The organism is Synechococcus sp. MVIR-18-1, from assembly GCF_014279835.1.
Taxonomy (GTDB): domain Bacteria; phylum Cyanobacteriota; class Cyanobacteriia; order PCC-6307; family Cyanobiaceae; genus Synechococcus_C.
Genome location: NZ_CP047942.1, coordinates 905706 through 929342, shown reverse-complemented (window position 1 = coordinate 929342; position 23637 = coordinate 905706). Strand labels below are relative to the sequence as shown.

The following is a 23637-nucleotide window of genomic DNA, read 5'->3' as shown; positions in this document are numbered from 1 at the left end:
GAATCAGCACAATCTTCTTAGGTTCAGCGAATGAGAGCTGCCTTGAAAAAGCTGGTGGTGCTGTTGTCGTGATCCTGCGAAAGAACAAGACAAGCTAAGGAGTAGAACAGGTGTACTGAGCAGTCGAAGCATGAGCACAGATCATCCAACGTCAGCACCCTCACCACTGGCCAACACTCCACCACCTGCCTTCCTGTCAGTGAGTCCAGGCAACCTCGTGATTGTCCAAGCTCAACAGCAGGTGGCTCAGAAGAGCAACGGCGACTGGTTCATGGGGCAGGTCATCTGGTGTGAAGGCGGAGCGAGAGACCCAAGGGTGACACCATGTTTCAGGTAGCCAACGTTGATAGCGGGGAGATCACCTGGGTAAACGGTGATGCAGTCACTCACGTACTCCCATAAAAGAAGGCATAAAAAAAGCCACCCCCTGGACAGAAGCGGCTCACTGCAAGTGTTTGAGTCGTCATCCAATAGTCAGTTGGATGGGAAGGAAGAAATCTGCTGTGTCTCCTCGATAGGCATCCCCTACATCTGCCCTATAAGTCAAACCAAGTTGCTCGTGTCCGCTCAAGACATAAAGCACAGTCAGGCCAAGCTGATTTGACTAGAAGGTGTTGCTGATGAGTCATGAATTAGTTAGTTAGTTAGTTAGTTAGCTGGTTGCTTAGTTAATTAAATTGAAGATCATTTAAGTAAAACTTACAAGGCAAACTGGCTCAATGAAACGACTACTACTGATATCGAGTCTTCGCTGCCAAGAACGCAAAGTTCTTTGAAAAGATTTGGTTACTATTTTGTTTTAGCTGTGTACAGCCAGCGCTTAACCCGTCATCAAGAATTGCATTAACGTTCCGCCCAGCCCCACTCCAATCGAGAGGCAGGCCAGCCATACGGAAAGTGGAATCGGGTCACCAGGTGGCATGGACATCTCTCGATGACATTTACCTTCCAATTCAAACCAAGTTGCTCGTGTCCGCTCAAGCCATAAAGCACAGTCCGACCAGGCTCATTTGACTTAAAGGTGTTGCTGATGAGGCGTTAGATGAACAGTTGGAATGACCCATGACAGAAGGCATCAAAAAAGCCACTCAGTGAGGGAGTGGCTTCTTCGAAGGGATGTTGCGTTGACACAACAAACAACTTCTTGCTCAGTCAAACCAAGTTGCTCATGTCCGCTCAGGTCATAAAGCACAGAATGGTGTTGCCGATGAGGCATTAGCTAGACCAGATGGATTGATCCATGACAGAAGGCAATAAAAAACACCACCCGACGGCAGTGTTAATTCCTGCTTTTGAAGGCAAGTCGTTTGATTTGGGGCTTAGATGGCTCCGGTGGCGGCCACCGGCTGCATCATGCCCCCATCGCCATTGCCGAAATCATCATCATCTGAGTTTTCGTTGGGTTGGCTGCTGAGCGCATACGCCCCAATCAAAATGCTTCCAACGATGCTAATAACAAGTTGGAACGGAAAGTTGATGCTTTCAGAGACGACATATTCGCCCATCAATAAATCTCCGTTACTTTTCGAAATATAGTTGAGAAGGCCGGTTTTGTCATCGTGCTAGTCAGTTTTTTCCATTAGTTTTTTTCAACTGGAATGGGTGACATGTGAAGGGATCCTTATTGGATAAGGATCGAAGGATTGCTTGTGAATTGTGATCGCTTTTTCTGTGTTGTTGAGGAAGAAAGGAAGGCACAAAAAAGCCCCCTCTGTGAGGAGGGGGCTTTCTAGTTCAGTTGATCTGAACTTTGAAGGGGTTCCAGATCAACCGATTGCAGGTGCTTGAAGTGCCACAGGTGTGGACTCAGCAGCTGCCAGGTCGAGGGGGAAGTTATGAGCGTTGCGCTCGTGCATCACTTCCATACCAAGTCCAGCTCTGTTAAGAACGTCGGCCCAGGTGTTCAGGACGCGGCCCTGACCATCAAGGATTGACTGGTTGAAGTTGAAGCCGTTCAAGTTGAAGGCCATGGTTGACACGCCAAGGGCGGTGAACCAGATGCCGACCACAGGCCAGGCTGCAAGGAAGAAGTGAAGGCTACGGCTGTTGTTGAACGAGGCGTATTGGAAGATCAGGCGACCGAAGTAGCCGTGAGCAGCCACGATGTTGTACGTCTCTTCTTCTTGGCCGAACTTATAGCCGTAGTTCTGGGACTCGGTCTCGGTTGTTTCACGAACCAAGGATGAGGTCACCAATGAACCGTGCATGGCGGAGAACAGTGAACCACCGAAGACACCAGCCACTCCAAGCATGTGGAAGGGGTGCATCAGGATGTTGTGCTCAGCCTGGAAGACCAACATGTAGTTGAAGGTTCCAGAGATGCCCAAAGGCATGGCGTCAGAGAAAGAACCCTGACCGAAGGGGTAGACCAGGAACACTGCAGATGCAGCAGCAACAGGTGCGCTGTATGCAACACAGATCCAAGGGCGCATGCCCAAGCGGTAGGAAAGTTCCCACTCACGTCCCATATAGGCGTAGATGCCGATCAGGAAGTGGAAGACAACCAGTTGGAAAGGACCGCCGTTGTAGAGCCACTCGTCGAGTGAGGCAGCTTCCCAGATTGGGTAGAAGTGCAAGCCAATGGCGTTGCTGGAAGGAACAACAGCACCAGAGATGATGTTGTTGCCATACATCAGTGAACCTGCAACAGGCTCGCGGATGCCGTCGATATCAACCGGAGGAGCGGCGATAAAAGCAACGATGAAGCAAGTGGTAGCGGCAAGCAGTGTGGGGATCATCAACACACCGAACCAACCGACATAAAGACGGTTGTTGGTGGAGGTGACCCACTCACAGAACTGCTGCCAGCCGTTAGCGCCGGAGCGCTGCTGGATGGTGGTAGTCATGAGAACGGAAAGGAGCCTGTGGGATGAATCCCGGTGGCGAATAAAGAAGGTCGGTTAACCCGACACCGGCAATGTAAAGGAAGTTTGCGCTGCTGACACAATTCCCGGCGTGAGCGCTCCTGATCCCCGTGATCAGCTCAGCTGATCACGGCTCTGTTGGAGTGGGTTTGAGGCGTGAGGACGATACCTGGAGCGACGAGCTAAGGATTGGGTGATTACAGCGTCCGCTATGGACTCTGATCTCAAGGCAATAAAAAACACCTCTCGTGGCGGGGGCAGCGCCTCCAAATCATCTCAAGCAAGCCAACGGGGAATAACCGTGCCGTCGTAAATATGACCTGAAGCTTCAACGTCTGCGCTGAGAACTGCTTCCAACTATTGAATTGAACCCGTCATCCAGTCGAGCTGCTTAATATAAGTAACAACTGCTCCAGGATTCTTCTGTTGTTTTGCCTGAGCAGCAGCAGCCATCAGCGTCTGAATTGACCAGGCCAACAGCTCCTGTCTATCAATACCGGTCTCATCAACATCAGCTTTGATTTGCGTCCAGGCACGTTTAAGAAGGCGGTAACCCTGAGCCCTTGAGACCCCCCACTGCTGTCGCGCAAAAATGAGACATAAAGTCTTGGGCTCACCCTCAAGGATCATTCCCTGAAGGGCATCGATGCGGTCGGAGATCTCTTCTGTTTTTGCTCTTGCCATGGCCAATCAGCCTCCGTATTGAGCAAGTAAGTGATGAGATCTCGCTGGGTCATTACCACCACTCCAGCGAATAACGGCACCAGACTTGACAGTATTTCTGGATAATTGTGATGCGTTGATGTAAGGCAAGTTGTCACCCTAAGTAGATCGGCAGAGATCATTAATTAACCATATGACAAAGCCGTAAAAAGCAGGAAATCCACCTCTTCCAATATTAGCTAATGATAGAGAAGATGATTGTTTTCATAGTTCTTTTGAAACTGTGGCGAGATCTAACTTTTCTGACGCAATGCGAATTACGACTGAAGGAAGTGTCGCTCCCTTCAGAAACTTCACCCAAGTCGAAGTAAACTGCTGCCCCGAGGGTAAGCAGCCACGTAATGATCAGTGGTTGCACTTGATGAGTGGCCGAGCCGTACCTGAAGCGTGAAAACATCTACTCCGCGGCGAATCGCCTGCGTTGCATGGCTATGAAACAACTGATTTGGATGATCATGGAATCCAGCGGCTCGCCCCCATTTTCTGCAGACATCCCCAATTGCTTGACGCGTGAGATGCCCATCTCACCTTGGACTGGGGAAAACAAACTCTTCATCAGCGCCACGACCTAGGCCCTCAAAAAGTTCGAGCGTTTCTGGAGATACGCGGACAGTGTGTCGCTTTGATCACTTGCCGAAAAGGTAAATTTGGCCTCTATTATTAAGAGGATCAATATCTTTCCAGCGAACAATCGCGATCATGCCACCTGGGTTAACTGGTTGTTTCTTCGATCATTCTGTGGAGCTCTTGACAACTTGCAGGATTTTGGTTGTAACAACTCCACGTCTGAAGATTTTTCTTTTAGCCAACCATTAAGAAAATCCATTAAAATCATCAATAAAGCATAATTACATCAATCACTACATATAAATAATTAGGATTAAAGTCATTCACTGCATGGCCTGAAGCACGTCAATCAAGACAATCAGACTATAAAATTCTCTGATCGAAAAGGGAATTCGACTTTTAAACAATTCCCGATAAGAGTATGAAGCACGTAGAGACTCAAGAGGACTGAAACTTATAAGCAATGCAAAGCCACCATTGATACGCTGCATTGTTACCAATATACAGATCATGGCGTAACAACGAGCATAGCATGAAACTATTATCAAAATAATATGACAATTCCCTCAAAGAGTTTCACTCTCTCAACCCAAAATTCGAGGGTGAAGGCAGTCAGCAATCAAAACATAGAAATCGCCCTAGAGGATGAATCAGAAAAAGCAATAAAGAGCTGCTATCAACAAGTATTTTTTCACCTGTTGGAAAGCGATAGGGAAGTTTATCTTGAATCACAACTTCGCAATAATTCGATCACTATACGGGATTTTATTCGAGGACTCTTTTTGTCTGATCGATTTCGACGCGGTTATATCGAATGCAACAACAACTATCGATTGGCAGAACAAGTAATAGCCAGAGCTCTTGGGAGAAAAGCATACAATGGAGCAGAATGTTTAGCACTATCGATAATCATTGGGGAAAAGGGGTTTGAATATTTTATAGACTATGTGCTAGATAGTGACGAGTACATGAATCGATTTGGATACGATATACCTCCAAGCGAGGTCTCTAGAATTCTTCCAGGACGTGAAAAAGGCTCAATCCCCTTATATCAACAATATCCAAGATACGGCGCTGAGTGGCAGAGAAAACTGACATCAAGCAAGTTAATGATGTCAATTTCTGACCATTTACTCTTCAGCAATAAGACATCAATTGAAAAGCTACTTTATGACAAGCCAACAGGTAGAGCTCTAACATTATGGATCCTTACACTCACGACATCCATAGGAATTTCGATCTGGATAGTCTTAGCAATTTTCAAATCAACGTTCACAATCAACTAATACTAGGCCGTGTATTTTTATCTTGAACATAAGAAGAGGTGATTAGCTCAATAAGCCCAAAAACAAACCAGTAATTAACCATATATCCAAAGCGTCTGATTTTAGGTTGCTGCTAATACAGGAATTAATAATATACAAGTCATCAAAACAAAGAGAATGATCATTTTCGTGAGGCATTTAAATCAAAAGGCTCAAGCGACACTATTTATAGTTTGATATAAAGAAACAATACTAAATACTTGCAAGCAAGATTGCCTGAAAATAAAAAAACAGATCAGATTTTCAAAATATGTATGTAATAAAATGTGAGTATAAATAGGTCATTTATGAAAAAGAAATGGCCTTTCAACCATCCGCAGAAAACACTTACGGTTTTTGTTCCCTTTTAATGGTACCTCGCGCAATCTTCATGCTTCCCATGATTTCAAGAGCCAATGGCTGCGTATGGTTAAACCATATTTCTATTGCTTCAAGCTCTTCTTCCTGATACTTCCCAAGCAGCTCAACAAGACGAAGATCCATGTTTTTGACTGATGTTGAAGTCGTAAAATTTTATTCGCAGGATTTAGCTACTTGGGAAAAATAGTCACAATCTCTGGTAATAAATGAGAATAGGTATTGTGTCTGCGCTAAAGAGTCGGGGCATTAAAGGGCATTCCGCTGAAGAGTTGCGAAACAGATCTCATCTGATCACAGCAATTCTTGAATAAGGATGAAAGCATTTAGTGCTTTCTTGGATTTTCGGTAATAAAAAGAAAATTATCAAAATCAAAGCCGCAACTTGATGAGGCAATTCTCGAAGCAAATATCCACCATCCTCACCGATGGCCACGGGGCTTGATCTCAGAATAAGCCAAGATTCACAACACTTCCCCTTCATCGGTATTTAAGCGACGAGAATCTCTTTTTGGATTCGTCCGAACAAATCAAGGTCCCATCGAGGTTGAAAGTGGTTTGTAACTCGCCTCTCCTCTGGCGGACACACAACTCAGCTGTAGAAAGCCATATTAGAAATCCATTTGGTGACGATGATGACAGATCCATCTGTTGAGCCAAAGCCGTTGCTCCAAAAGATTTGGAAAATCGTGACTTGGCGATGGAAGCTGCAACTTGTTATTAATGCTCCGTTTGGAGTCTTGTGGTTTGTCGATAAAACCAATCCAGCTGTTCATGCCTTTGACATGTCTATGCTTGCAGCAATTCATGCGGAATGGATGGCCCCAATGATGGGGATTGGATAAATCACAACACGTTCAGGCATGAGCTATCGCTCTTTTTATATCTTCTAACTACATAAGGAACAGTGGTTTCATCTGTAAGCTGTTAAAGGAATTTTACTTAATCAGTCGCAACCTCACTTGCGAAAAGCGGTTCATTACGAAATTCGCCATGTGGGACGTTGCCCCTAAATGACTGTATGAACAGAACCCAGCAAATTGTCACTACGACAGTCCTGTCGGTGCTCTTTGTTCCAGCCATGTACTGGTTACCTGTTTGGTGCCTAGGCAGCGGCGCTCTACGCAATGTGCTGTGGTACCTGTCTTACTTAGTTCCAAGTTGGGCAGTACCCCCATTGATGGGGTCGTTTGCAACTATCGGCTTCGCTATCACTTGTGGCATTTTTGCCTGGGTTATTGCTCGTATTTGGCGCTAACCCACAAATGCCTGCAACAGTAAAAAAGTGGGAGAATTGGTTTTGAGTACAAGGCCCAACAACGCATCAAGTTCGCGTACGGCACCAACAGTGACGTATGGCTGCTTGTGTTTGATGCCAACACCAGCCGCGGCCATCAAGTTATGAATGGCCCAACTGAGCATGTTGCGTTGCTGCATTGGGCTTGATCTGGAGGAGCATCCCTTCTGGCCTATTGACCAGCCAGCCTTCACAGTTGAGCTTCTCTTTGTATCGGGAGTAATCAGGCTGCTGCTGCCACATCCGAGCAGATTGGCGAGATTACCCATTGGGGTGAGACCAACTCACTCGAGCAAATGAGTTTCAGTTCGTCCAGGCAAGATCGTGATTGTTCAGACTCAACAGCAGGTGGCTCAGAAGGGCAACGGCGACTGATTCATGGGGCAGGTCATCTGGTTTGAAGGCGGAGCGAGAGACCCGAGGGTGAACACCATGTTCCAGATCGCCAACGTTGACAACGCAGAAATCGCCTGGGTAGAAGGCGATACAGTTACTCACGGAATCCCATAAAATAAGGCATAAAAAAACAACCTACGCCAATGGGTGGCTTACAGGAACGAACTGTTTAATCCAAAACCGAATAAAGAACTCTTCCTCCATCAACGACTCACTCAGTCAAATCAAGCAAGGGCCTTGCACTAAAGGCATTAAGCACAGAACGATGTTGCTGATGAGGCGTTAGCTGGACAGTTGGATTGACCCACGACAGAAGGCAATAAAAAAGCCACCCCCTGGACAGAAGCGGCTCCGCTTGAACGTTGCGTCATCATCCAATAGTCAGTTGGATGGGAAGTAAGAAATCTGCTGTGTCTCCTCGATAGGCATACCCGTCAACTGCTCACTAAGTCAAACCAAGTTGCTCGTGTCCGCCCAAGCCATAAAGCACAGGCCGACCAGGCTCAATTGACTTAAAGGTGTTGCTAATGAGGCGTTAGCTGCACAGTTGGAATGACACATGAGAGTTGGCATCAAAAACCCACTCAGTGAGGGAGTGGCTTCTTCGAAGCATGTTGCGTAGATACAACAAACAACTTCTTACTTGGTCGAACCAAAGTTGCTCATGTCCGCTTAGGTCATAAAGCACAGAACGATGTAGCTGATGAGGCATTATCTAGTCCAGTTGGATTGATGAAGTGCCTTACTTTTATATAAAAGGTATAAGGCCTCGCATTCCGTAGAGAGTCTCAGCACTAAAGGGCAAAGAAAAAAGAGAAAGAGTGCACATATTGGCTTAGTGATTGTAGTCATAAGTCACAGCTCATGAGAGCTTTTTGCACGAACCAAGTCTGTTATGAGACAAAATAGATAGGTGACTCTTTGGACGGGGTCAACAGTCCCACAGACATCAAACTTTCGCGATTTAGAAGCCCGCGAAAGGTTGAGGGACATTACTTTTTTGATGCAACGAGGTAAAGACCAAAACGGTACGATATTAAAACCCTATCAAGGTGAAAGACTGCCACTCTAGGAATACTGCTGGGGCTTGCCTGATTCATCTCTGTCAGGCTTCATCAAAGCATCAAAGGTAACTCTTCTTGAACAAGAAAAACACTAATAATTCAAGATAGCTGAATACACCGTGACGAACTTGGGATATATCAAAATTATTTTGGAGGAATTCCATGGGAGCAACTGAAAAACCGCAATGTCAGAAAGGTTCAGGGGGGCATAAATGATTTCCCAAAAAAAGACATTGGAATGAAAAATTGGAATGTTACTGATTGCTTGCACAGCAAGAGCACTCTTTCCTTGACAACCATTTGAAGCTGACCTTTCGCGAGAGGAACAAACAAGCGGGCATCTACTATTGAAATAACAGGAAAGAAACATGCCTAAGCCGCATGGTGCGCAACAAACTTAAGATACCTTAAAATTTTAAACTCAAATTAGGAAATCGAGATTTGGTTTCTCATCCTTCGCTGAGCAGTGGAACGGGAGGCTTGCAATGATGGGCTTCGTGAAAGGCCTCAGTACGGAACTTCTGACTGGTCGAGGCATTATTTCTCAAATCAGTCTCGGTTGAAGCCGACTAGCTACCTAAGATCTAGCCAAGAATAAAAAAGAGTTGGATATATCCAGCTCTTTTTTTGTGTAGATTTTATGAACTGGAAACCAAGATCATGACATATGCCTCACTTCAGATTCACTACTGTTATCCATAAAACCCTATATGCCTCAAGAAAGAAACATATTATTGAGTAAAACCCTGTGCTCTATCGGAGGAGTTTATCTACATTAAACAGTCGGCATCCATGAGGATCGATAGTTATAAAGAAATATTTGTGGCCTCTTGCGCTATCTAGCTAGGCAATAATAACTTCACTTGTTCCTTCTACCCGGTTCAGGAATATCCTCTTCAAACATTGAAATCGCACCAAGCAGTAGAGCCATACACGTTGTAAGCATAAAAACCCATGTTCCCAAAACCAAAACTTGATTGTCTCCATAAGTTAGTTCAACAGGCCATGCTTCGATAAACAAAGAAACCATTAGGGAAGAAAATAACAATACATCTCAATCATGGAGGCTAAGCAATCTGAGACTATTAACCAATACAACATTCTCAAGTAATAGATGACAGGAGATAGAGTGATAGGCATTTATGCACTAACCGATAGATAGCAGCAAGACTTAGAATCACTCTAACGAAAACAGATCAAAAAGCCCAAAAAAGCCTAAAAAACTCCAAAAAAACTGAACATGCCTCCCTATCAAATTTTTCAATGCGATGTAGAAGAAGAAAACAGTTCTGGAACTTATGAAACGCTTGAACTAGCAAAGACAGCCTGGGCTGATTTAATATCAAGGCAGAATGAAATGAGCTTAATAGCCATAGAGCTCGTTGACGACGAGTTAGAAGTAATAGAAACTTATTACTTCATCTAAGATACCACCATTCTTCTATTCAAAACAATATTAGAACAGGAAGATGAAGGGCTATTAAATCAAATCCAACGCGGGGATTGACAGAACTTTTGACAAATCAATAAATCCTAACCACAGTGAGGCGGGGCCTAATTGAGACAATCACAACAGCAAATACTTTTCAAAAGAGAAGAAAGAAAAAGCAATAACTCACCCCATCATAAGCAAAAACCCAATACTTACTGAACCCAATAATATAAAACTAAAGATTTAGAGCAAAAGGCTCATAAAACAGAAGCTAAAAACCTGGAGGATCGAAACACACTAAGCTGATCATGATTGATTTTTCTTGAAATCCTTGACAGCTAATTGCAGCTGTCCCAACGCCGCACGCCCTATATTAAAGACAGCCCAAGAGATTGCTAGCACAATGGGCGTAAAAACAGCAATTATTCGCCAATCCATAGCCTTTCAAAACCTGATTTGAATAGATTACATACCAAAAACAAAACAAGTAAAGCCTTTCTTACATATCAATGCATCAAATGGCAGGGAAGAAAGTAAATTAGTTGTGACTAAAATGAAATAGCATCTTGTCATACTGAATCAGAAAGATTATTTCGTTTAATAGTCCAACAAGATCCTTGCTACGCTTTGATAGAAGGAATAGGAGAGATTTGTGGTTACACCAAACTGGTATTATTTTGCAATTGCCCCTCTTGATAGCGGTACTATCCGATTTAGAACTAAAACAGAAAGAGCATTGCATGCTCGAGTCATTTCTTGCGAAATAAACTGGAAAGACTACCAGACATCTAACCTTCTAGACGAATGGATTACTGCAAAAAAAGAATTAGAGATTTATCAAGACTCCCTTCACATAAACAAAAAAGCAAATTAGAAATTGGTTAAAAGAAAATTCTAAAATTTTTAAGGGGTAAAAAGCCAGTAAAAGTATTTAAATCGAAGCTTTAGCCCATTTCCAGAGAAAAATATGGATCATCCTAATCGGAGAGGAATGAAAACAAACTTCAATAAATCCTTTTCAAATACTGTTCACCTCCAAAAGAACCTTGGCTTGCAAGAATTAAAACCAAAAGCGAAGTAATCCGTCTGACGAATAAAAGAAACAAATAAACAATGCAAGGCCATAGCTTAGGATCAAGAAAATTCAGAGGATATTAAACAAAAATAGTCGAAACCAACCAAACAAGAGAATGCTTACTACCACCCTCTATCTAGAATACATTTCTTACTTTCAGCTGGCCCAAACCCCAAACCAGCCACCACATGAACTGATGGCAGGGTGGAAGAAGCAATTGAACTACATGCAAATGAATCAGATGACAGAGCAATAGAACAGCGGAGGAAGTTAAAATAAAAATATCTTCTGTATTTAAAACTTGTCTATTTACTCTTGGGCGCTAAAGTTTCCCACTATCTATCACATCACGGTAAAAGCGCCCGCAGGCTTAGAGCCAAATGAAGTATTAGAAAAGATTAAAAGTGGAGAAATAGAATTCGAGGCCGAAAGCTATGACAGCTTTACACCTGGAGATTTCATAAAAACATGTTATTCAGAAGAGAATAAAGAGCTAATAATGAAAATGGAAGAAGAAGAGGAGGAGCAATAAGCTCACAACAAGTGAATTATATGCATAACGTACTGGCATTGGTATAAATACAAACGCCCCACTCACAAATACAGGAGAGGTGTCAAACCCAACAGTTCAGAGGAGACAACGGAGACAAGCATCGTCGAATCAGTAATAAGGCTGTGACTGAAGGCTTTTCAAGTCTAATTTGTGCACGATCACATCTATTCCCCAACAACTGAGAGAATTGCATAAGTTACAACCCCTCATAACAAGTGAGTAATTAAATTGTTCTTATCGCTGGGACAATTGGCTCTCATTTAGTTTTAATAGAAGAAGGCACCGTTTGGTCAACACGGTGGCGCATACACCAAGTCGCTCCTGGACAGGGCGGCTTTTTTTTGCTTAGAGAAACATGATCGAATCCAAGACCGAGTCGATGTAAGACACCAGATAAACGAACTACACCAGAAAACTTACAGCGTATTATTTTTGTAAGAGATAGAAAACGGTTTTATCCTTGTCTAGACTCAATCAGGCTAGAAAATCTTGCCCCTGGGAATCGAAAACCATTAATACCGATTTTTTATTGCCAAACTATACTAAGAACGGAGCCTGATCTTCTTTAGTCACCATGCCAGGTAATCAAAGACAGTCTCAGCCGTAGCGACAAATGCCACTAAATACGACACGGTTTCCTAAAGTAAAAAATATACAAATAAATCAAAGTGCTAAAATTCATAACTTCAATGTCACTTTATGCTGTTGTTTGTACTTTGGCTATTTATGCGGCCACAAGGGAATATGAACAACAGCAGCCTATTGGCCTTCTAATCGTAGGGATGGTATTCATTCCCATAATAATAACGATTTATGGAGGTATACCCTTGGATTTCATGAAAAAAGCGAAGCCTATAAAGACTACTACGAACCACGATGATCTCACCTAGATGCAATTCAAAAACAGAAATTCAAATAAATCAAAGCATCAAGCCAGTAAATAACAAACACGAATCATGATATAGATACTCATCGAATTAAAAAAGCTGGCTCAATCAATGAGCCAGCTACCTCTAAAGGACTTGCAGTAGAGGACAGATCAGAGTTGAGCCAACGATTGCCACTGATTAGGCTTAATCTTGGCGACCAGATCGAACTTGCCATCACCAAGGGGTTTTGCAATATAGGCAACACCCATCGGTTCGGGATAAATACCCTCAGCTGGAACGACAGGCATTGTCACTCCCTGGAAAGGATCATCATGTCCAACTAAGAACGTGTTTTTTCCAGACTCAGGCTTCGCGGACATCAAAGGAGAAACGCGCGTCGCGTATTCTTTGTAGCCCTCCGGAGTGCACTCAACACAGGGCAGGAAGTTCAGTTTTGAGTTCTTGGTGTAGGTGCCGAAAGCTAGATCAGCTGTGTTGTATGCACGGCAGTAATCGCTTGAAATGACATCTCCAACGGGAATACCTGCCGCCTTAATACCTTCGCCGATCACTTTGGCATCAGCTTTACCTTCAGTACTCAGGCGACGCTGGGTATTGCAGTCGGAGAGATCAAGTGAAGGGCTGACCTGGTCACCCCAATCTTTAACAGTTTTAGTATGTCGAAGGTAAATGACATGACCACCATCCCTCAGAGCGCTGACAAGAGCTTTGTCGTCGAGTTTGTTGACAAACTCTTTGTTGTTCTGCTCCCCGGAAAGGGTGGTGTCGTTTTGCTCATAGGCTTCTACACCACTTCTGTCTGCGGACAGTTGTTCTTGGGATGCGGTATCATTTGTGGATTCCTTAGTATCCGACTCCGACGAACATGCTCCTAGCATCATGAGAACTAAGGCCAAGGAAAGTTTTTTGATCATAGGAAAAAGTGTTTCAAATATTCAAAGCCATGCCAATTGATCAATCATCTTGCAAATTACGAATAGATGTCATCGTTGATACAAAACCGCCGCATTAATAAGCTCGGCCAGTAATGCAAAAGTGACCTGGGGTCAGCGAAGAATTCCAATACGCTAATCACATAGCAATAGCAAATACTAAAACTATTTATATGCTTCAAGGGAGTAAAAGGAGTGAGCAGGATTGCTCTCTCCACAATCCACAAGAATTCCGACTGGTGGTTACTATTAAGTTGCACCTAAACAGAGCTGGCTTTATGGAAGAATCATTACTTCAGTTTTTCCCTGATGGCCGTTGAGCTCTGTAGTCATCGGCCACGACATCTAGCAATCCGAGTACATACTGGTCAGTAGCTTTTATCTTTAGCTGTAGGCTCAAAACAGCAAACCTTATTGACTCAATAGCATCATTTATTTCCCCTTCAAGCTCGTCTTTTGATGGTTTCCACTCATCGCGACAAAAGCTTGGATTGCTAGATATTTTATCAAAAATGCTAATTGAATTACTTGCATGACCTTGAGGCTGATTACGCCTTTTAATTGGTTTCATCTGAGAATCAAAACTGATTCATTATCCTTGAGTCTTAGATTCAATTTATGACAAAAAACAGATAGGCGCGTAACCGCAATCACAACTCCGTGTCAAGTATTGATTGCTCCAGTCAACACCTTAGGGAAAAGTGACTCTTTATAGCCCCAGAAGAAGGAGAAGACATCCACCTTTCAAATTTACGGTCCGAACCTTCCCTTTCTCAGAGAGTCCCAGTGCTAGAGGTCAAGGGAGCAAGAGAGAATGCCTCGCTTTTGTGCAGGCATCACGCTCATAAGTCACAGCTATTGAGAACTTTTCACACTAATGAAGTCTGCTATTGGAGAAAAATAGATAGGTGACTCTTTGGACGGGGTCAACAGTCCCACAACCATCAACCTTTCGCGATTTAGAAGCCCGCGCGAGGTTGAGGGACAGTACCTTGAATTGTAAAGCGAATTAGAGGCCTAAACGTTAGGTTTTTAAAACACCGTCCATCTCCTGGAGCGCCCTGCAGTAGTGACGACTGGGGCTTCACTCTCGCATGACTCTTAAGGTGTCAACATGGCAACAGCGATAGTGTCTTAAAAAAAGAATGCAAAAGCAATTAAAGATGGCTGCATACAATAATAGAAATTTGTAGAGAGTAGAACTATTTCTGGATCAATTCCATAAGCACAATTGAAAACCCGCTTTGAAGGAGATTCACCTATGTCTAGCAAGATTGAGTGCTTTGCAGATGAATTCATAATTGGTCATTACCGACAAATAAATATCATTCCCTTGCAATGAACAAAACGCATGAAAAATTTTGCAGAGAAAGTGGTCCCGTCATAGAAAATCGATTAAGACACGCCTAAACAAATACCTCTTTGACGCTCCGCCAGACAAAATATGTGTGGACGCAAGCTTGGAAGGGCACTGATTGCTTGCGCGGCAAGCGCACTGGTTCCTGGAAATCACTTGAAGCAGCCCCTTAGCGAGAAGCAACAAGAAAGGTGAAAAAGAACAGACAGGCCGGAAAGCGCAATAATCTGTTACAGTTTCTTCAGATTTCTTAACTCAGATGAGTGATTCAAAATTTGGCTTCTCATTCTTTGCAGAACAATGGAATGGGCGCCTCGCGATGCTGGGTTTCGTCATTGGTCTAGGTACAGAGCTCCTAACAGGACAGGGGATTCTTTCCCAGGTAGGTCTAGGGTGAAACCTGCTCTAGAAACCGACGTCTGGATGCCCAATAACAGAACTGGGCATTTCCAGCTCTTTTATTTCGCAGCATTCATTGCAGTACTTGGCATTGGAGGCAACATAGCCATACGCCATCTATGGACTTCACTAGTGAGTACGGCCAATCTTTTCTAGAAGTCAAACCAAGCAAACTATTAGTGATCGAAAAAGTGCCTGCAAGGAGTTAAATCTGTGCAGGCTTTTTTGTTGAAAGCAATTCGCTAACTCGTCAGAATAACCCATCGAAGTTACAAGGGCAGCGCCCTCTTCAGCAACATGCCGCTAATGCAATTTAGAAATTAAGTATTACCAATGCCGATGGTCAATGCTTGGACAATCAAGTCATTTGGCGTGGGAGGAGTATGCCTACCAAGTTAATAGCCATAAAACAGGTAGACAAAACTAATCATTTCGCACCGATAGCAATTTAGGATTTGCCTGCCTAAGGCTTGATAAAATATAGATGCTAGAAAAGGTTATAAGAAGTGGCCAATAGGCAACTAAATTGAAATGCTGTCAGGCAGATTAAAAACAAGAGGAGATCAACCAAAGCATTGGGCTTTACCATCTATCCAAATACAGCAAAAAAAGGCTCAAGAGCGATCAGATGATTCTCTGTCATGTATAAGGATGCAGGCTTGTCAACGTAGGAACACTACAGTTCAAGAGTTAGCAGATAGATGAATGGAAGGTCTTGCAACTGCATTCAAACTAAAAACAGCAGGCTTCATGGCATCACATTTTCGATCTAGATCAATCCTCAATGCAATATTCGTATTGTTCTTTGCTCTTGTCGTCATGCCATTAATCGTCGACGGAAGTGAGGCAGAAAGTGCTTTGCTGGCAATTATTCCATCAGCAGTAGCAACAATGATTCTTTGGTTTACATTCGTCAACAAATACGTCAATTGAATCATGCAGAAATCAACAAGCCCTCCTTACGGACTCGAAAACTTCAGAACGATAGGATTCATATTATTTTTATGTGGTGGCTACTATCACTGTATTGATTTTCTGGGCACTGAAAAGACAAGTCTGTGGGTCATGGGCATGACGTTTTTAGCATTAATGCTAGTCAGCATTGGACTCTGGATTCGATTTGCTGTAAGAAAGAGATTTTGGACATATTTTATTTAATCAAAGCCTCAAGAACAAACAGGTGAGGCAATGATCACATGAATGGAAGATAACTCAAATATCGACAAATACCAGGTTAAAATTTAATTTTACTTAAGCTGATAAGGCGAAAAATAGCTTTAATATTTTCTCATAAGTAGACCTTTAAGTATATCTAAGTCCATCTTTTATGAGGAAGTATCTTTGGAGCTCTCAGGGTTTTTCTCAGCTGGCGTAGAAACTTTTGTCTGAATGGACTCAACCTGGTCAGGTACCGATGCAGGAGTTGAAGCGGCACTTTTCTTGGTCGGAATAGATGTCTTTAGCTTCGTTGATGGAGTCTTCGTCGAGGGAGGCTTAACGCTGGATCCATCTTGTTGCTCTGGAGCAGCTGTCTTTGAGGCAGCAGCCTTGGAGGTAGAAGCCTTGGAGGCAGGAGGCTTAGGAGCCGTTGACTTGGGAGCGGGCGAAGCTTTCACTGGCTTCCTTTGATAATTCTTAGAGCCATATATTTTTTCAACTACAAAGAAAACACTTGCAAGTACCGGTATAGAGGTCAAACCACCAACAATGATTTCAAATTCTGATAACGCCATTAGAAAGAAGTAATTTCAAATAGTACGCGAAGCGAGCTCTACGAAGAAAACATTTGATGCCTCGGAAAGAAGCTTTTGAAGAGAATATGAGCGCATTTTATACTGAGAGTTGGAATCATAGAGACGAGTTGTGGGAAGATATTAGCCATTAGCTTGTGTCTTTTAAGCATCCTTGTATGCCTTATTTACAGCCCAATTGTTCAGTCAAAAAAATGTTAAAGAACAGACCAATGGCGTCACTAAGCTGTTTAATCTGACAATGCCTAAGTAAATCAACAAATGCAATCCTATGGGAAGCCATCAGTCAGTTATGACTGGTGGGCAGGTAATTCAGGGGTCGCGAGTCGGTCTGGTTCTTTCATTGCTGCTCATGCAGCACATGCAGGCCTCATCATGTTTTGGGCTGGAGCATTCACACTCTTTGAGTTGGCTCGTTATGACTCGTTGCTGCCCATGGGGGAGCAAGGATTAATCCTTCTTCCTCATTTGGCTTCATTAGGCTTAGGCCTTGGTGCAGATGCAACTATCACCAATACAGAGCCTTACATTGCTATAGCTGCATTTCACTTGGTCTCTTCTGCGGTATTAGGAGCTGCTGGTATTTGGCACACCCTCAGAGCTCCCAAGGATTTATCCAAGGCAGAAGGACGAGCGGAAAAATTCCATTTTGAATGGGATAATCCCAAGAAACTTACTTTTATTCTTGGGCACCATCTCATCTTTTTAGGCCTGGGTGCAATTGCTTTTGTTGAATGGGCACAGCACCACGGAATTTACGACACTGCCATTGGCGCAGTTCGCAAGGTTGAACCCAACATTGACCTAGGGATGGTGTGGGGCTATCAGACTAATTTCCTGTCCATTAGCAGTTTGGAAGACGTAATAGGGGGCCATGCAGTATTAGCTTTTATATTAACCATTGGTGGGGTTTGGCACATTGTCACAAGTCCATTTGGTCCCTTCAAGAAAATACTCATCTACTCTGGAGAAGCAATTCTTTCCTATTCACTTGCAGGAATCGCGCTAATGGGCTTCGTGACAAGTATATGGTGTGCACAGAATACAACGATTTATCCAGTTGAATTCTATGGCGAGGCTTTAAAGCTCAATTTTGCATTCTCCCCCTATTTTAGTGATACAGTATCTGTATTAAACAATGGGCATACCGCAAGAGCATGGCTTGCTAATACACACTTTTACTTGGCTTTTTTCTTCCTACAGGGCCACTTCTGGCATGCTTTGAGGAGCATGGGTTTTGATTTCAAGAGTGTCTCTAAAGCCTTAGACTCAATGGATACAGTTAAGGTAAATTAAACAGCATTCACTTATTATTGACGGAAATGGCCTCTTTGTTCAGCAGGGGGGTCATTTTTATGAATTTCAAGTAGAGAAAGACTTAGTTAGTTCTCTTAAGGGCAGGAGATCTCCTTCTTGAACAAGCTTTATTACGAGCAACTATCAAGAATGCCTGTCATCCACATCCCCAAAACGGATTGAGACCCACTCACTCGAAAGGATGAGTTTCAGATCGGCAGGCAACATCGTGGGTGAAGTGAATCCCAGGCTCCTTGCAGAGGCGGTCAAATGGTTGTCGAATAGCGGAGTGGCCTTGAAGCCTGATTCAGAGCTCACAGGTGATCTCAGCAGCCCTGTGACGAGCCTGAACTTTCTCTACGACGAAGAAGATTGCCAGGGCAAATAGGTTGCAAATTTCTGAAGCCTGTACCTAATAGCGTCTGCCCCAAAAACCCCTTATACCCCGTGGCGTAAGTAAAAATACCTGCCCGGGTGATGATGATGATGCTGCCGCCCAAGCCCAGATCGATCAATAGGGTGGGGTGGGTAGGGCCTTAGGGGCTGAAATCCCTGGCGCTGACTGGATGGTTGCTCTAATCGAAGAACAACAACCGTGATCAGGTCAGGGATGAGCGGGTCAACCTGTAACGCAGGGGCGGGCAGGCGTGGGCGCGTAAGACACACGTGCGTGCTCGCGCTTCTATTTCTTTGCCCATCTGTGGCTCCAACAGTGACGCTGTTGATCTGGGTCAGAATGGAGGCATGAGCATTGCACAACAGCACTGTTTAACTCGGGCAATCACTGCATTAAACGTTGGCTGTGACTGGCTTATGCCCCGATGTTCCGCTAACTCAACCCAAGCTTGATCTGTGCTGTTGCGTCACTTTTTTTTGGCCCTCTGCCTGCCTTTCAGCCTGTTCATGGCCCCGCCAGCCACGTTTGGCCAGGGCACAAACGTGCTGCTGAGTAAAAGTCGTTTACCGAGTGTTGAGCGAAAACAGGCGTTGGGGGTCTGGCTCACCAACAGTCCTAGCCCGCTGTACTACGACCAGCAGAACATCAAGCAAGCCGTCGATGAGCTTGAGCAAGCAGGATTCTCCGTGCTTTATCCCAATGTTTGGAGTCGTGGAACGACCTTTCACACCAGTGAATTTGCACCGATTGAGCCCGCCCTAAAGAGCGCTGGTGTCACGGTTGACCCCATTTGCACCCTGAGCAAAGAAGCTCACAAACGCGGGATGAAAGTGGTTCCCTGGTTTGAGTACGGATTAATGGAGCCCGCCTCGGCAGAGGTGGTTCAAAACAATCCGGACTGGGTGTTGTCACGGGCTAATGGTGACCCGGTAATGAAAATGCACGGCAAGGAGATGGTGTGGCTCAATCCTGCACACCCACAAGTGCGAGAGCGATTCATTGGTCTCGTGGTTGAGGTCATGAAACGCTGCCGGATGGACGGCCTGCAACTCGATGACCACTTCGCTTGGCCTGTGGAATTGGGCTACGACCCTTACACATCTGGGCTTTATGAAGCTGAATTCGGCATTGCTCCACCCCGCGACTACACCAATCGTTATTGGATGACCTGGCGTCGCCGCCAGCTCACTGGTCTTCTTCGCGAACTTCGCATTCGCTTGGAACAAGAATCGCTTCCAGTACGAATTAGTTTGTCACCAGGGCCATTTCGGTTTGCCTACAACAATTGGCTTCAAGATTGGGAGCTCTGGGCGGTAGGACAGCTGATTGATGATCTTGTTGTTCAAAACTATGCCTATTCCCTCAGGGGATATGCCAAAGATCTCGACCAGCCTGCCCTACGCAAAGCCCGCGAATGGGGCATCCCCATCTCGATTGGAGTTTTAGCTGGCTTTGGCAAACGAACCACCTCGATGAATATTTTAAAAGAGAAGGTTCGGCTAGCAAATGATCGTGGATACGGGGTGATTTACTTTTACTGGGAGGGATTATGGGGAAAACATTCTGGATCAGAAGGGGCTCAATACCGTAAACAAGTCTTCAAGCAGATGGGCCCTGAACAATAATTAGAGCCCACCAATCAAGGTGAATGATAGTGATTCCAATCAGCTTATGATCAGAGGAGAGTCGAGCAAATTCGCCCACTCTCTCCAATCATCAAGTCATATTTTAGTTGAGCTACCTTTATCCCAACATCATCTGCACAACCTCTCGGGTGTTGGAGGAAAGCTGGGCAGAGGAGAGTTGATGCAGGGCTGCCTTTACAAGCGCTTGGCGCTTGGAGCTGTAGGTGCCCCAACGACTAAAGACCTTTGCCAAGCGCGATGCGGTAATCGCATTGCGCTGATCCAAGGCAATGATTTGTTCCGCCATGAACCGATAGCCACTGCCATCCTCTGCGTGAAACACCAAAAGGTTGCCAGCGAATCCACCCAACACCGCACGCACCGCATTGGGCGCCATCGGATCAAAGCGTGGATGCTGCAAAAGGGAAGCCACCCGTTGCAAGCCATCCGCCCGAGGCGTTGATGCCTCCAAGGCAAACCAGCTGTCAAAGATCACTGGCTTCTCTTGCCAACGATCGTGGAATTGACGCAACGCTTCCTCTCGTTCTGGGCAGTCCAAAGGCTGAAGAGCCCGCAGAGCGGCACGTGCCAAGGTCATCGACGGACCACCGACGGCAGCCAAAGCAGCTTTGCGCACCGCTGAATCACCAGCTGCAGCCAGCCAGGCCCAGACCAAGCCGGTGAGTTGCCGCTGACCCTGACCCTCGGGCCATGCCAGTGCAAGATCGGGCGCGACACCATTCAGCCGCTCCCGCAACAGGGGGGCCAAAGACTGACCAAATTGCTCGCGCAGCTCGCACGCCGCTCGGTACAAAGCGGGGGGGTCAGCCTCCTGCTGAAGTGCTTCCAACTCAGGGCCGCCGGGAAAGGCCATCAATGTGGAGAGCACTGCTGAATCTTGTTCTCCATCTGGAGCCAAGAGCTTGGTCAAAGCCTCCAACATCTGGCCTTCCAGATCGGCATTCGGAGTTCCAGAGGCCCGAGCCAACAACAGCCTTCGCCAGAGCTGCTGCCCCGCATCCCAACGGGCAAATGGATCGTTGTCGCAGGCCAAAAGGGTGAACAGCTCAGCTGGCTCTTGACTCGCTTCCCAGTGCACTGGAGCAGAAAATTGCCTGAAGAGTGAAAGAGCAGGGGGCTGTTCTGAACACGGCAGCCCCTTGAGTTCCAGCGTGTGCTCCTCCTGATCAAACACGAGAAGCTGCTCTTCCCCAGGCTCCCCATTGGCTGGGACCACGGTCCATAGCAAGGGAATCACCAAGGGCTGCTTCTGCGGCTGCCCCGGTGTTGGAGGCGTGCTTTGACGCAAGTTCAGGCGCAACACCCCGCTGGTGGAATCCCAGGTGCGCTCCACGGTCACCGTGGGAGTACCGGCTTGTTCATACCAACGTTTGAACTGATTTAAATCAAAACCAAGCGGCTCACCTTCAAGACATGCACCCTCAGCAATCGCCGCTACAAAATCGTCCGTCGTGGCAGCTTCTCCGTCATGGCGTTTGAAATACAGCGCCATACCACGCATGAATCGTGTCTCGCCCAGAAGCGTTCTGAGCATGCGTATTAACTCAGCACCCTTCTCATAAATCGTGGTCGTATAAAAATTATCGATGGCTTGATAAGCATCTGGCTTCACAGGGTGGGCTGTTGGACCTGCGTCTTCTCGAAACTGCGTATTGCGGAGCATGGCCGCATCCTCAATACGCTTTAAAGCCTCTGAATGAAGATCAGCCGTAAAACATTGATCCCTAAAGACAGTGAGCCCTTCCTTTAAGGACAGCTGAAACCAATCACGGCAGGTGATGCGATTGCCAGACCAATTGTGGAAATACTCGTGGGCAACAACACTTTCAATCCGCTCAAGTTCGGCATCTGATGCTGTTTCTGCATCGGCAAGAACCAACTTGGAGTTAAAAATATTGAGGCTTTTATTCTCCATCGCGCCCATGTTGAAGTGGCGCACCGCAACGGTATTGAATTCATCAAGGTCATATTCCAAGCCATACACCTGTTCATCCCAGGCCATCGATCGCTTCAACGACTCCATGGCATGGGCTGTGAAGGGCTCATCGCCTGGCTCCACGTGAAGCCTCAGGCTCACGTTGCGTCCCGAAAGGGTGACGAACCGATCGCGAACCTCGTGAAGATCACCGGCCACAAGGGCAAACAGATAGGAGGGCTTCAGGGACGGGTCCTCCCATGTCACCTCATGGCGGGTGGGATCACCAGCGAGGGGCCCAGCGCTTAAGGCGTTGCCATTGGAGAGCAACACCGGATAACGCTCGCGATCGGCCTCGATGCGAACCGTGAACCGACTGAGCACATCGGGACGATCCGGGTGGTAAGTAATCCGCCTAAATCCCTCGGCTTCGCACTGGGTGGTCAACATCCCCCCACTGGCATAAAGGCCTTCAAGCGAGGTATTGGCCTGCGGGTCAATCCTGCACACCGTCTTGAGCTGAAAAGGCACCTGCGGGGGCTGGTGAATGATCAGTTTTTCCGAAGTAATGCTGTAGTCAGAGGGTTTGAGCTCGTGGTGATCGATGGCAATCGATTGCAAGCGCAAATCCACCCCTTGAAGCTCGAGGGCTTGCGGCTCCGATCCCAACACCGGAGTCAGCTCCATGCGCGAGCTGACCTCAACCGAATCAGAGCCGATCACCACATCCAAAGCAATGGATGGAATGCGACAGGGAAAAGGCTTGTAATCCTTCAGCCGGATCGTCGGAGCAGTGGTGGAGGCGGTAGCCATGTACAGGAGTCTCTACACCGATCTTGGCGTGCAGGCGTCACTGCCGTGGAGGCACCAAGCCTGAACTGGGTGTCTCCACTCTCACGCCGAGAGGATCGGCTTATTTTGCAGCCTTGGCTTTCTTCAACGCTTCTTCCACCTTGGTCTTGACGTCGGCAGGCACCTTGTCGGGACAGAACTGCATGGCACCGGTGATGATTTGAAATTCGGCACCGGCAAACAGCTGCTCATTGGTCAGCTTCTTGTTGCCTGTGGATGCAACCTTGCCGCCGTGGCGTCCATTCAGAAGTTGGACATAGGTTGCCGCCGCAACGCCAACAGCTTTCGGGAACTCAATCCCTGCTGTGCGCGCGTTGCAAACGAAGGACGACCCCATGCCGCGATACAGGAATACGTCATCATTGCTGGCAGGCGACGTTGGCGCCTTGGCGGCCGACTGAGCCATCGCAGCAGGAGCTGCTAAGCAGAGAGGCAGCAAAAGCAATGGTGCCGACAGAGCAGAACGGAGTCGGTTAAGGGGACGCAAAGGATCAAACCGGAATACGCAGCCATGGTGCCGCATCTTCACCGCTTAGGGCTAGTGGAAAG

25 protein-coding genes and 1 pseudogene are annotated in these 23637 nt (G+C 45.9%); 13 read left to right on the top strand and 13 right to left on the bottom strand.

Going from position 1 to position 23637, the window contains the following annotated elements; genetic code table 11:
- Positions 1-130: 130 nt before the first annotated feature.
- Positions 131-402 (top strand): annotated as a pseudogene (locus SynMVIR181_RS04945) (DUF3104 domain-containing protein).
- Positions 403-1319: 917 nt separating this feature from the next.
- Here the strand turns inward: SynMVIR181_RS04945 and SynMVIR181_RS04940 are convergent.
- The 4 genes from SynMVIR181_RS04940 to SynMVIR181_RS13260 form a co-directional block, all read right to left on the bottom strand.
- On the bottom strand, positions 1320-1505 hold the full coding sequence (locus tag SynMVIR181_RS04940; RefSeq protein ID WP_186590192.1) for a hypothetical protein: 186 nt from the start codon (positions 1503-1505) through the stop codon (positions 1320-1322).
- A gap of 261 nt (positions 1506-1766) precedes the next feature.
- Entirely contained in the window at positions 1767-2846 is a 1080-nt protein-coding gene (gene psbA, locus SynMVIR181_RS04935) for a photosystem II q(b) protein (protein WP_006854385.1), read from the bottom strand.
- 375 nt (positions 2847-3221) lie between these two features.
- Complete coding sequence (locus tag SynMVIR181_RS04930) at positions 3222-3548, bottom strand: hypothetical protein (protein ID WP_186590515.1); 327 nt, start codon at positions 3546-3548, stop codon at positions 3222-3224.
- Between the two features lie 332 nt (positions 3549-3880).
- Positions 3881-4087, bottom strand: coding sequence for a site-specific integrase (locus tag SynMVIR181_RS13260; protein WP_255444499.1), 207 nt, complete (start codon positions 4085-4087; stop codon positions 3881-3883).
- 621 nt (positions 4088-4708) lie between these two features.
- On the opposite strand from SynMVIR181_RS13260, the gene SynMVIR181_RS04920 reads away from it, so the two are divergent.
- Positions 4709-5440, top strand: coding sequence for a phycobilisome rod-core linker polypeptide (locus tag SynMVIR181_RS04920; protein WP_186590191.1), 732 nt, complete (start codon positions 4709-4711; stop codon positions 5438-5440).
- Positions 5441-5806: 366 nt separating this feature from the next.
- On the opposite strand, the gene SynMVIR181_RS04915 is transcribed toward SynMVIR181_RS04920, so the two are convergent.
- Positions 5807-5962 carry a hypothetical protein gene (locus SynMVIR181_RS04915; protein ID WP_186590190.1) on the bottom strand — a complete coding sequence of 52 codons (156 nt, stop codon included), beginning with the start codon at positions 5960-5962 and terminating at the stop codon, positions 5807-5809.
- A 160-nt stretch (positions 5963-6122) separates the two neighbouring features.
- Entirely contained in the window at positions 6123-6272 is a 150-nt protein-coding gene (locus SynMVIR181_RS13160; protein ID WP_222929426.1) for a hypothetical protein, read from the bottom strand.
- Between the two features lie 229 nt (positions 6273-6501).
- Here SynMVIR181_RS13160 and SynMVIR181_RS04910 point away from each other — a divergent pair, with 229 nt between their 5' ends.
- Complete coding sequence (locus tag SynMVIR181_RS04910; protein WP_255444449.1) at positions 6502-6681, top strand: hypothetical protein; 180 nt, start codon at positions 6502-6504, stop codon at positions 6679-6681.
- 409 nt (positions 6682-7090) lie between these two features.
- Here SynMVIR181_RS04910 and SynMVIR181_RS04905 read toward each other — a convergent pair whose 3' ends face one another.
- Complete coding sequence (locus tag SynMVIR181_RS04905) at positions 7091-7273, bottom strand: hypothetical protein (RefSeq protein ID WP_186590189.1); 183 nt, start codon at positions 7271-7273, stop codon at positions 7091-7093.
- Positions 7274-7511: 238 nt separating this feature from the next.
- On the opposite strand from SynMVIR181_RS04905, the gene SynMVIR181_RS13450 reads away from it, so the two are divergent.
- Both SynMVIR181_RS13450 and SynMVIR181_RS13250 read left to right on the top strand, forming a co-directional pair.
- Positions 7512-7643 (top strand): DUF3104 domain-containing protein, encoded by a 132-nt coding sequence (locus SynMVIR181_RS13450; protein WP_370593877.1) that lies wholly within the window; start codon positions 7512-7514, stop codon positions 7641-7643.
- A gap of 1375 nt (positions 7644-9018) precedes the next feature.
- On the top strand, positions 9019-9156 hold the full coding sequence (locus tag SynMVIR181_RS13250; protein ID WP_255444497.1) for a high light inducible protein: 138 nt from the start codon (positions 9019-9021) through the stop codon (positions 9154-9156).
- A 296-nt stretch (positions 9157-9452) separates the two neighbouring features.
- Here the strand turns inward: SynMVIR181_RS13250 and SynMVIR181_RS04895 are convergent, their stop codons facing one another.
- Positions 9453-9623: a hypothetical protein gene (locus SynMVIR181_RS04895; RefSeq protein WP_186590188.1), complete on the bottom strand. Its 171-nt coding sequence runs from the start codon at positions 9621-9623 to the stop codon at positions 9453-9455.
- A 210-nt stretch (positions 9624-9833) separates the two neighbouring features.
- On the opposite strand from SynMVIR181_RS04895, the gene SynMVIR181_RS04890 reads away from it, so the two are divergent.
- The gene (locus SynMVIR181_RS04890; protein WP_186590187.1) at positions 9834-10019 is read left to right on the top strand and encodes a hypothetical protein; all 186 of its coding nucleotides are present in this window, start codon (positions 9834-9836) and stop codon (positions 10017-10019) included.
- Between the two features lie 312 nt (positions 10020-10331).
- Here SynMVIR181_RS04890 and SynMVIR181_RS04885 read toward each other — a convergent pair whose 3' ends face one another.
- Complete coding sequence (locus SynMVIR181_RS04885) at positions 10332-10463, bottom strand: photosystem II protein Y (RefSeq protein ID WP_186590186.1); 132 nt, start codon at positions 10461-10463, stop codon at positions 10332-10334.
- A gap of 938 nt (positions 10464-11401) precedes the next feature.
- Between SynMVIR181_RS04885 and SynMVIR181_RS04880 the strand changes: the two genes are divergently transcribed.
- The gene (locus tag SynMVIR181_RS04880) at positions 11402-11632 is read left to right on the top strand and encodes a hypothetical protein (RefSeq protein ID WP_186590185.1); all 231 of its coding nucleotides are present in this window, start codon (positions 11402-11404) and stop codon (positions 11630-11632) included.
- 1060 nt (positions 11633-12692) lie between these two features.
- Here the strand turns inward: SynMVIR181_RS04880 and SynMVIR181_RS04875 are convergent.
- Positions 12693-13457: a histidine phosphatase family protein gene (locus SynMVIR181_RS04875; RefSeq protein WP_186590184.1), complete on the bottom strand. Its 765-nt coding sequence runs from the start codon at positions 13455-13457 to the stop codon at positions 12693-12695.
- A gap of 313 nt (positions 13458-13770) precedes the next feature.
- Positions 13771-14046 carry a hypothetical protein gene (locus SynMVIR181_RS04870; protein ID WP_186590183.1) on the bottom strand — a complete coding sequence of 92 codons (276 nt, stop codon included), beginning with the start codon at positions 14044-14046 and terminating at the stop codon, positions 13771-13773.
- Between the two features lie 1045 nt (positions 14047-15091).
- On the opposite strand from SynMVIR181_RS04870, the gene SynMVIR181_RS13245 reads away from it, so the two are divergent.
- The 6 genes from SynMVIR181_RS13245 (at position 15092) to SynMVIR181_RS04840 (ending at position 20300) form a co-directional block, all read left to right on the top strand.
- On the top strand, positions 15092-15229 hold the full coding sequence (locus SynMVIR181_RS13245; RefSeq protein ID WP_186590182.1) for a high light inducible protein: 138 nt from the start codon (positions 15092-15094) through the stop codon (positions 15227-15229).
- A 707-nt stretch (positions 15230-15936) separates the two neighbouring features.
- On the top strand, positions 15937-16164 hold the full coding sequence (locus SynMVIR181_RS04860; protein ID WP_186590181.1) for a hypothetical protein: 228 nt from the start codon (positions 15937-15939) through the stop codon (positions 16162-16164).
- A gap of 456 nt (positions 16165-16620) precedes the next feature.
- Positions 16621-16860 carry a hypothetical protein gene (locus SynMVIR181_RS04855; protein ID WP_186590180.1) on the top strand — a complete coding sequence of 80 codons (240 nt, stop codon included), beginning with the start codon at positions 16621-16623 and terminating at the stop codon, positions 16858-16860.
- Between the two features lie 383 nt (positions 16861-17243).
- Entirely contained in the window at positions 17244-18278 is a 1035-nt protein-coding gene (locus SynMVIR181_RS04850) for a chlorophyll a/b binding light-harvesting protein (RefSeq protein ID WP_186590179.1), read from the top strand.
- A gap of 202 nt (positions 18279-18480) precedes the next feature.
- Positions 18481-18666 carry a hypothetical protein gene (locus SynMVIR181_RS04845; protein WP_186590178.1) on the top strand — a complete coding sequence of 62 codons (186 nt, stop codon included), beginning with the start codon at positions 18481-18483 and terminating at the stop codon, positions 18664-18666.
- Positions 18667-19181: 515 nt separating this feature from the next.
- Positions 19182-20300: a glycoside hydrolase family 10 protein gene (locus SynMVIR181_RS04840; protein ID WP_186590177.1), complete on the top strand. Its 1119-nt coding sequence runs from the start codon at positions 19182-19184 to the stop codon at positions 20298-20300.
- 118 nt (positions 20301-20418) lie between these two features.
- Here the strand turns inward: SynMVIR181_RS04840 and pepN are convergent, their stop codons facing one another.
- Both pepN and SynMVIR181_RS04830 read right to left on the bottom strand, forming a co-directional pair.
- Positions 20419-23049, bottom strand: a complete 2631-nt coding sequence (gene pepN / locus SynMVIR181_RS04835) for an aminopeptidase N (protein WP_186590176.1) — start codon at positions 23047-23049, stop codon at positions 20419-20421.
- A 100-nt stretch (positions 23050-23149) separates the two neighbouring features.
- Positions 23150-23611: a cAMP phosphodiesterase gene (locus tag SynMVIR181_RS04830; protein WP_186590513.1), complete on the bottom strand. Its 462-nt coding sequence runs from the start codon at positions 23609-23611 to the stop codon at positions 23150-23152.
- Positions 23612-23637 lie beyond the last annotated feature (26 nt).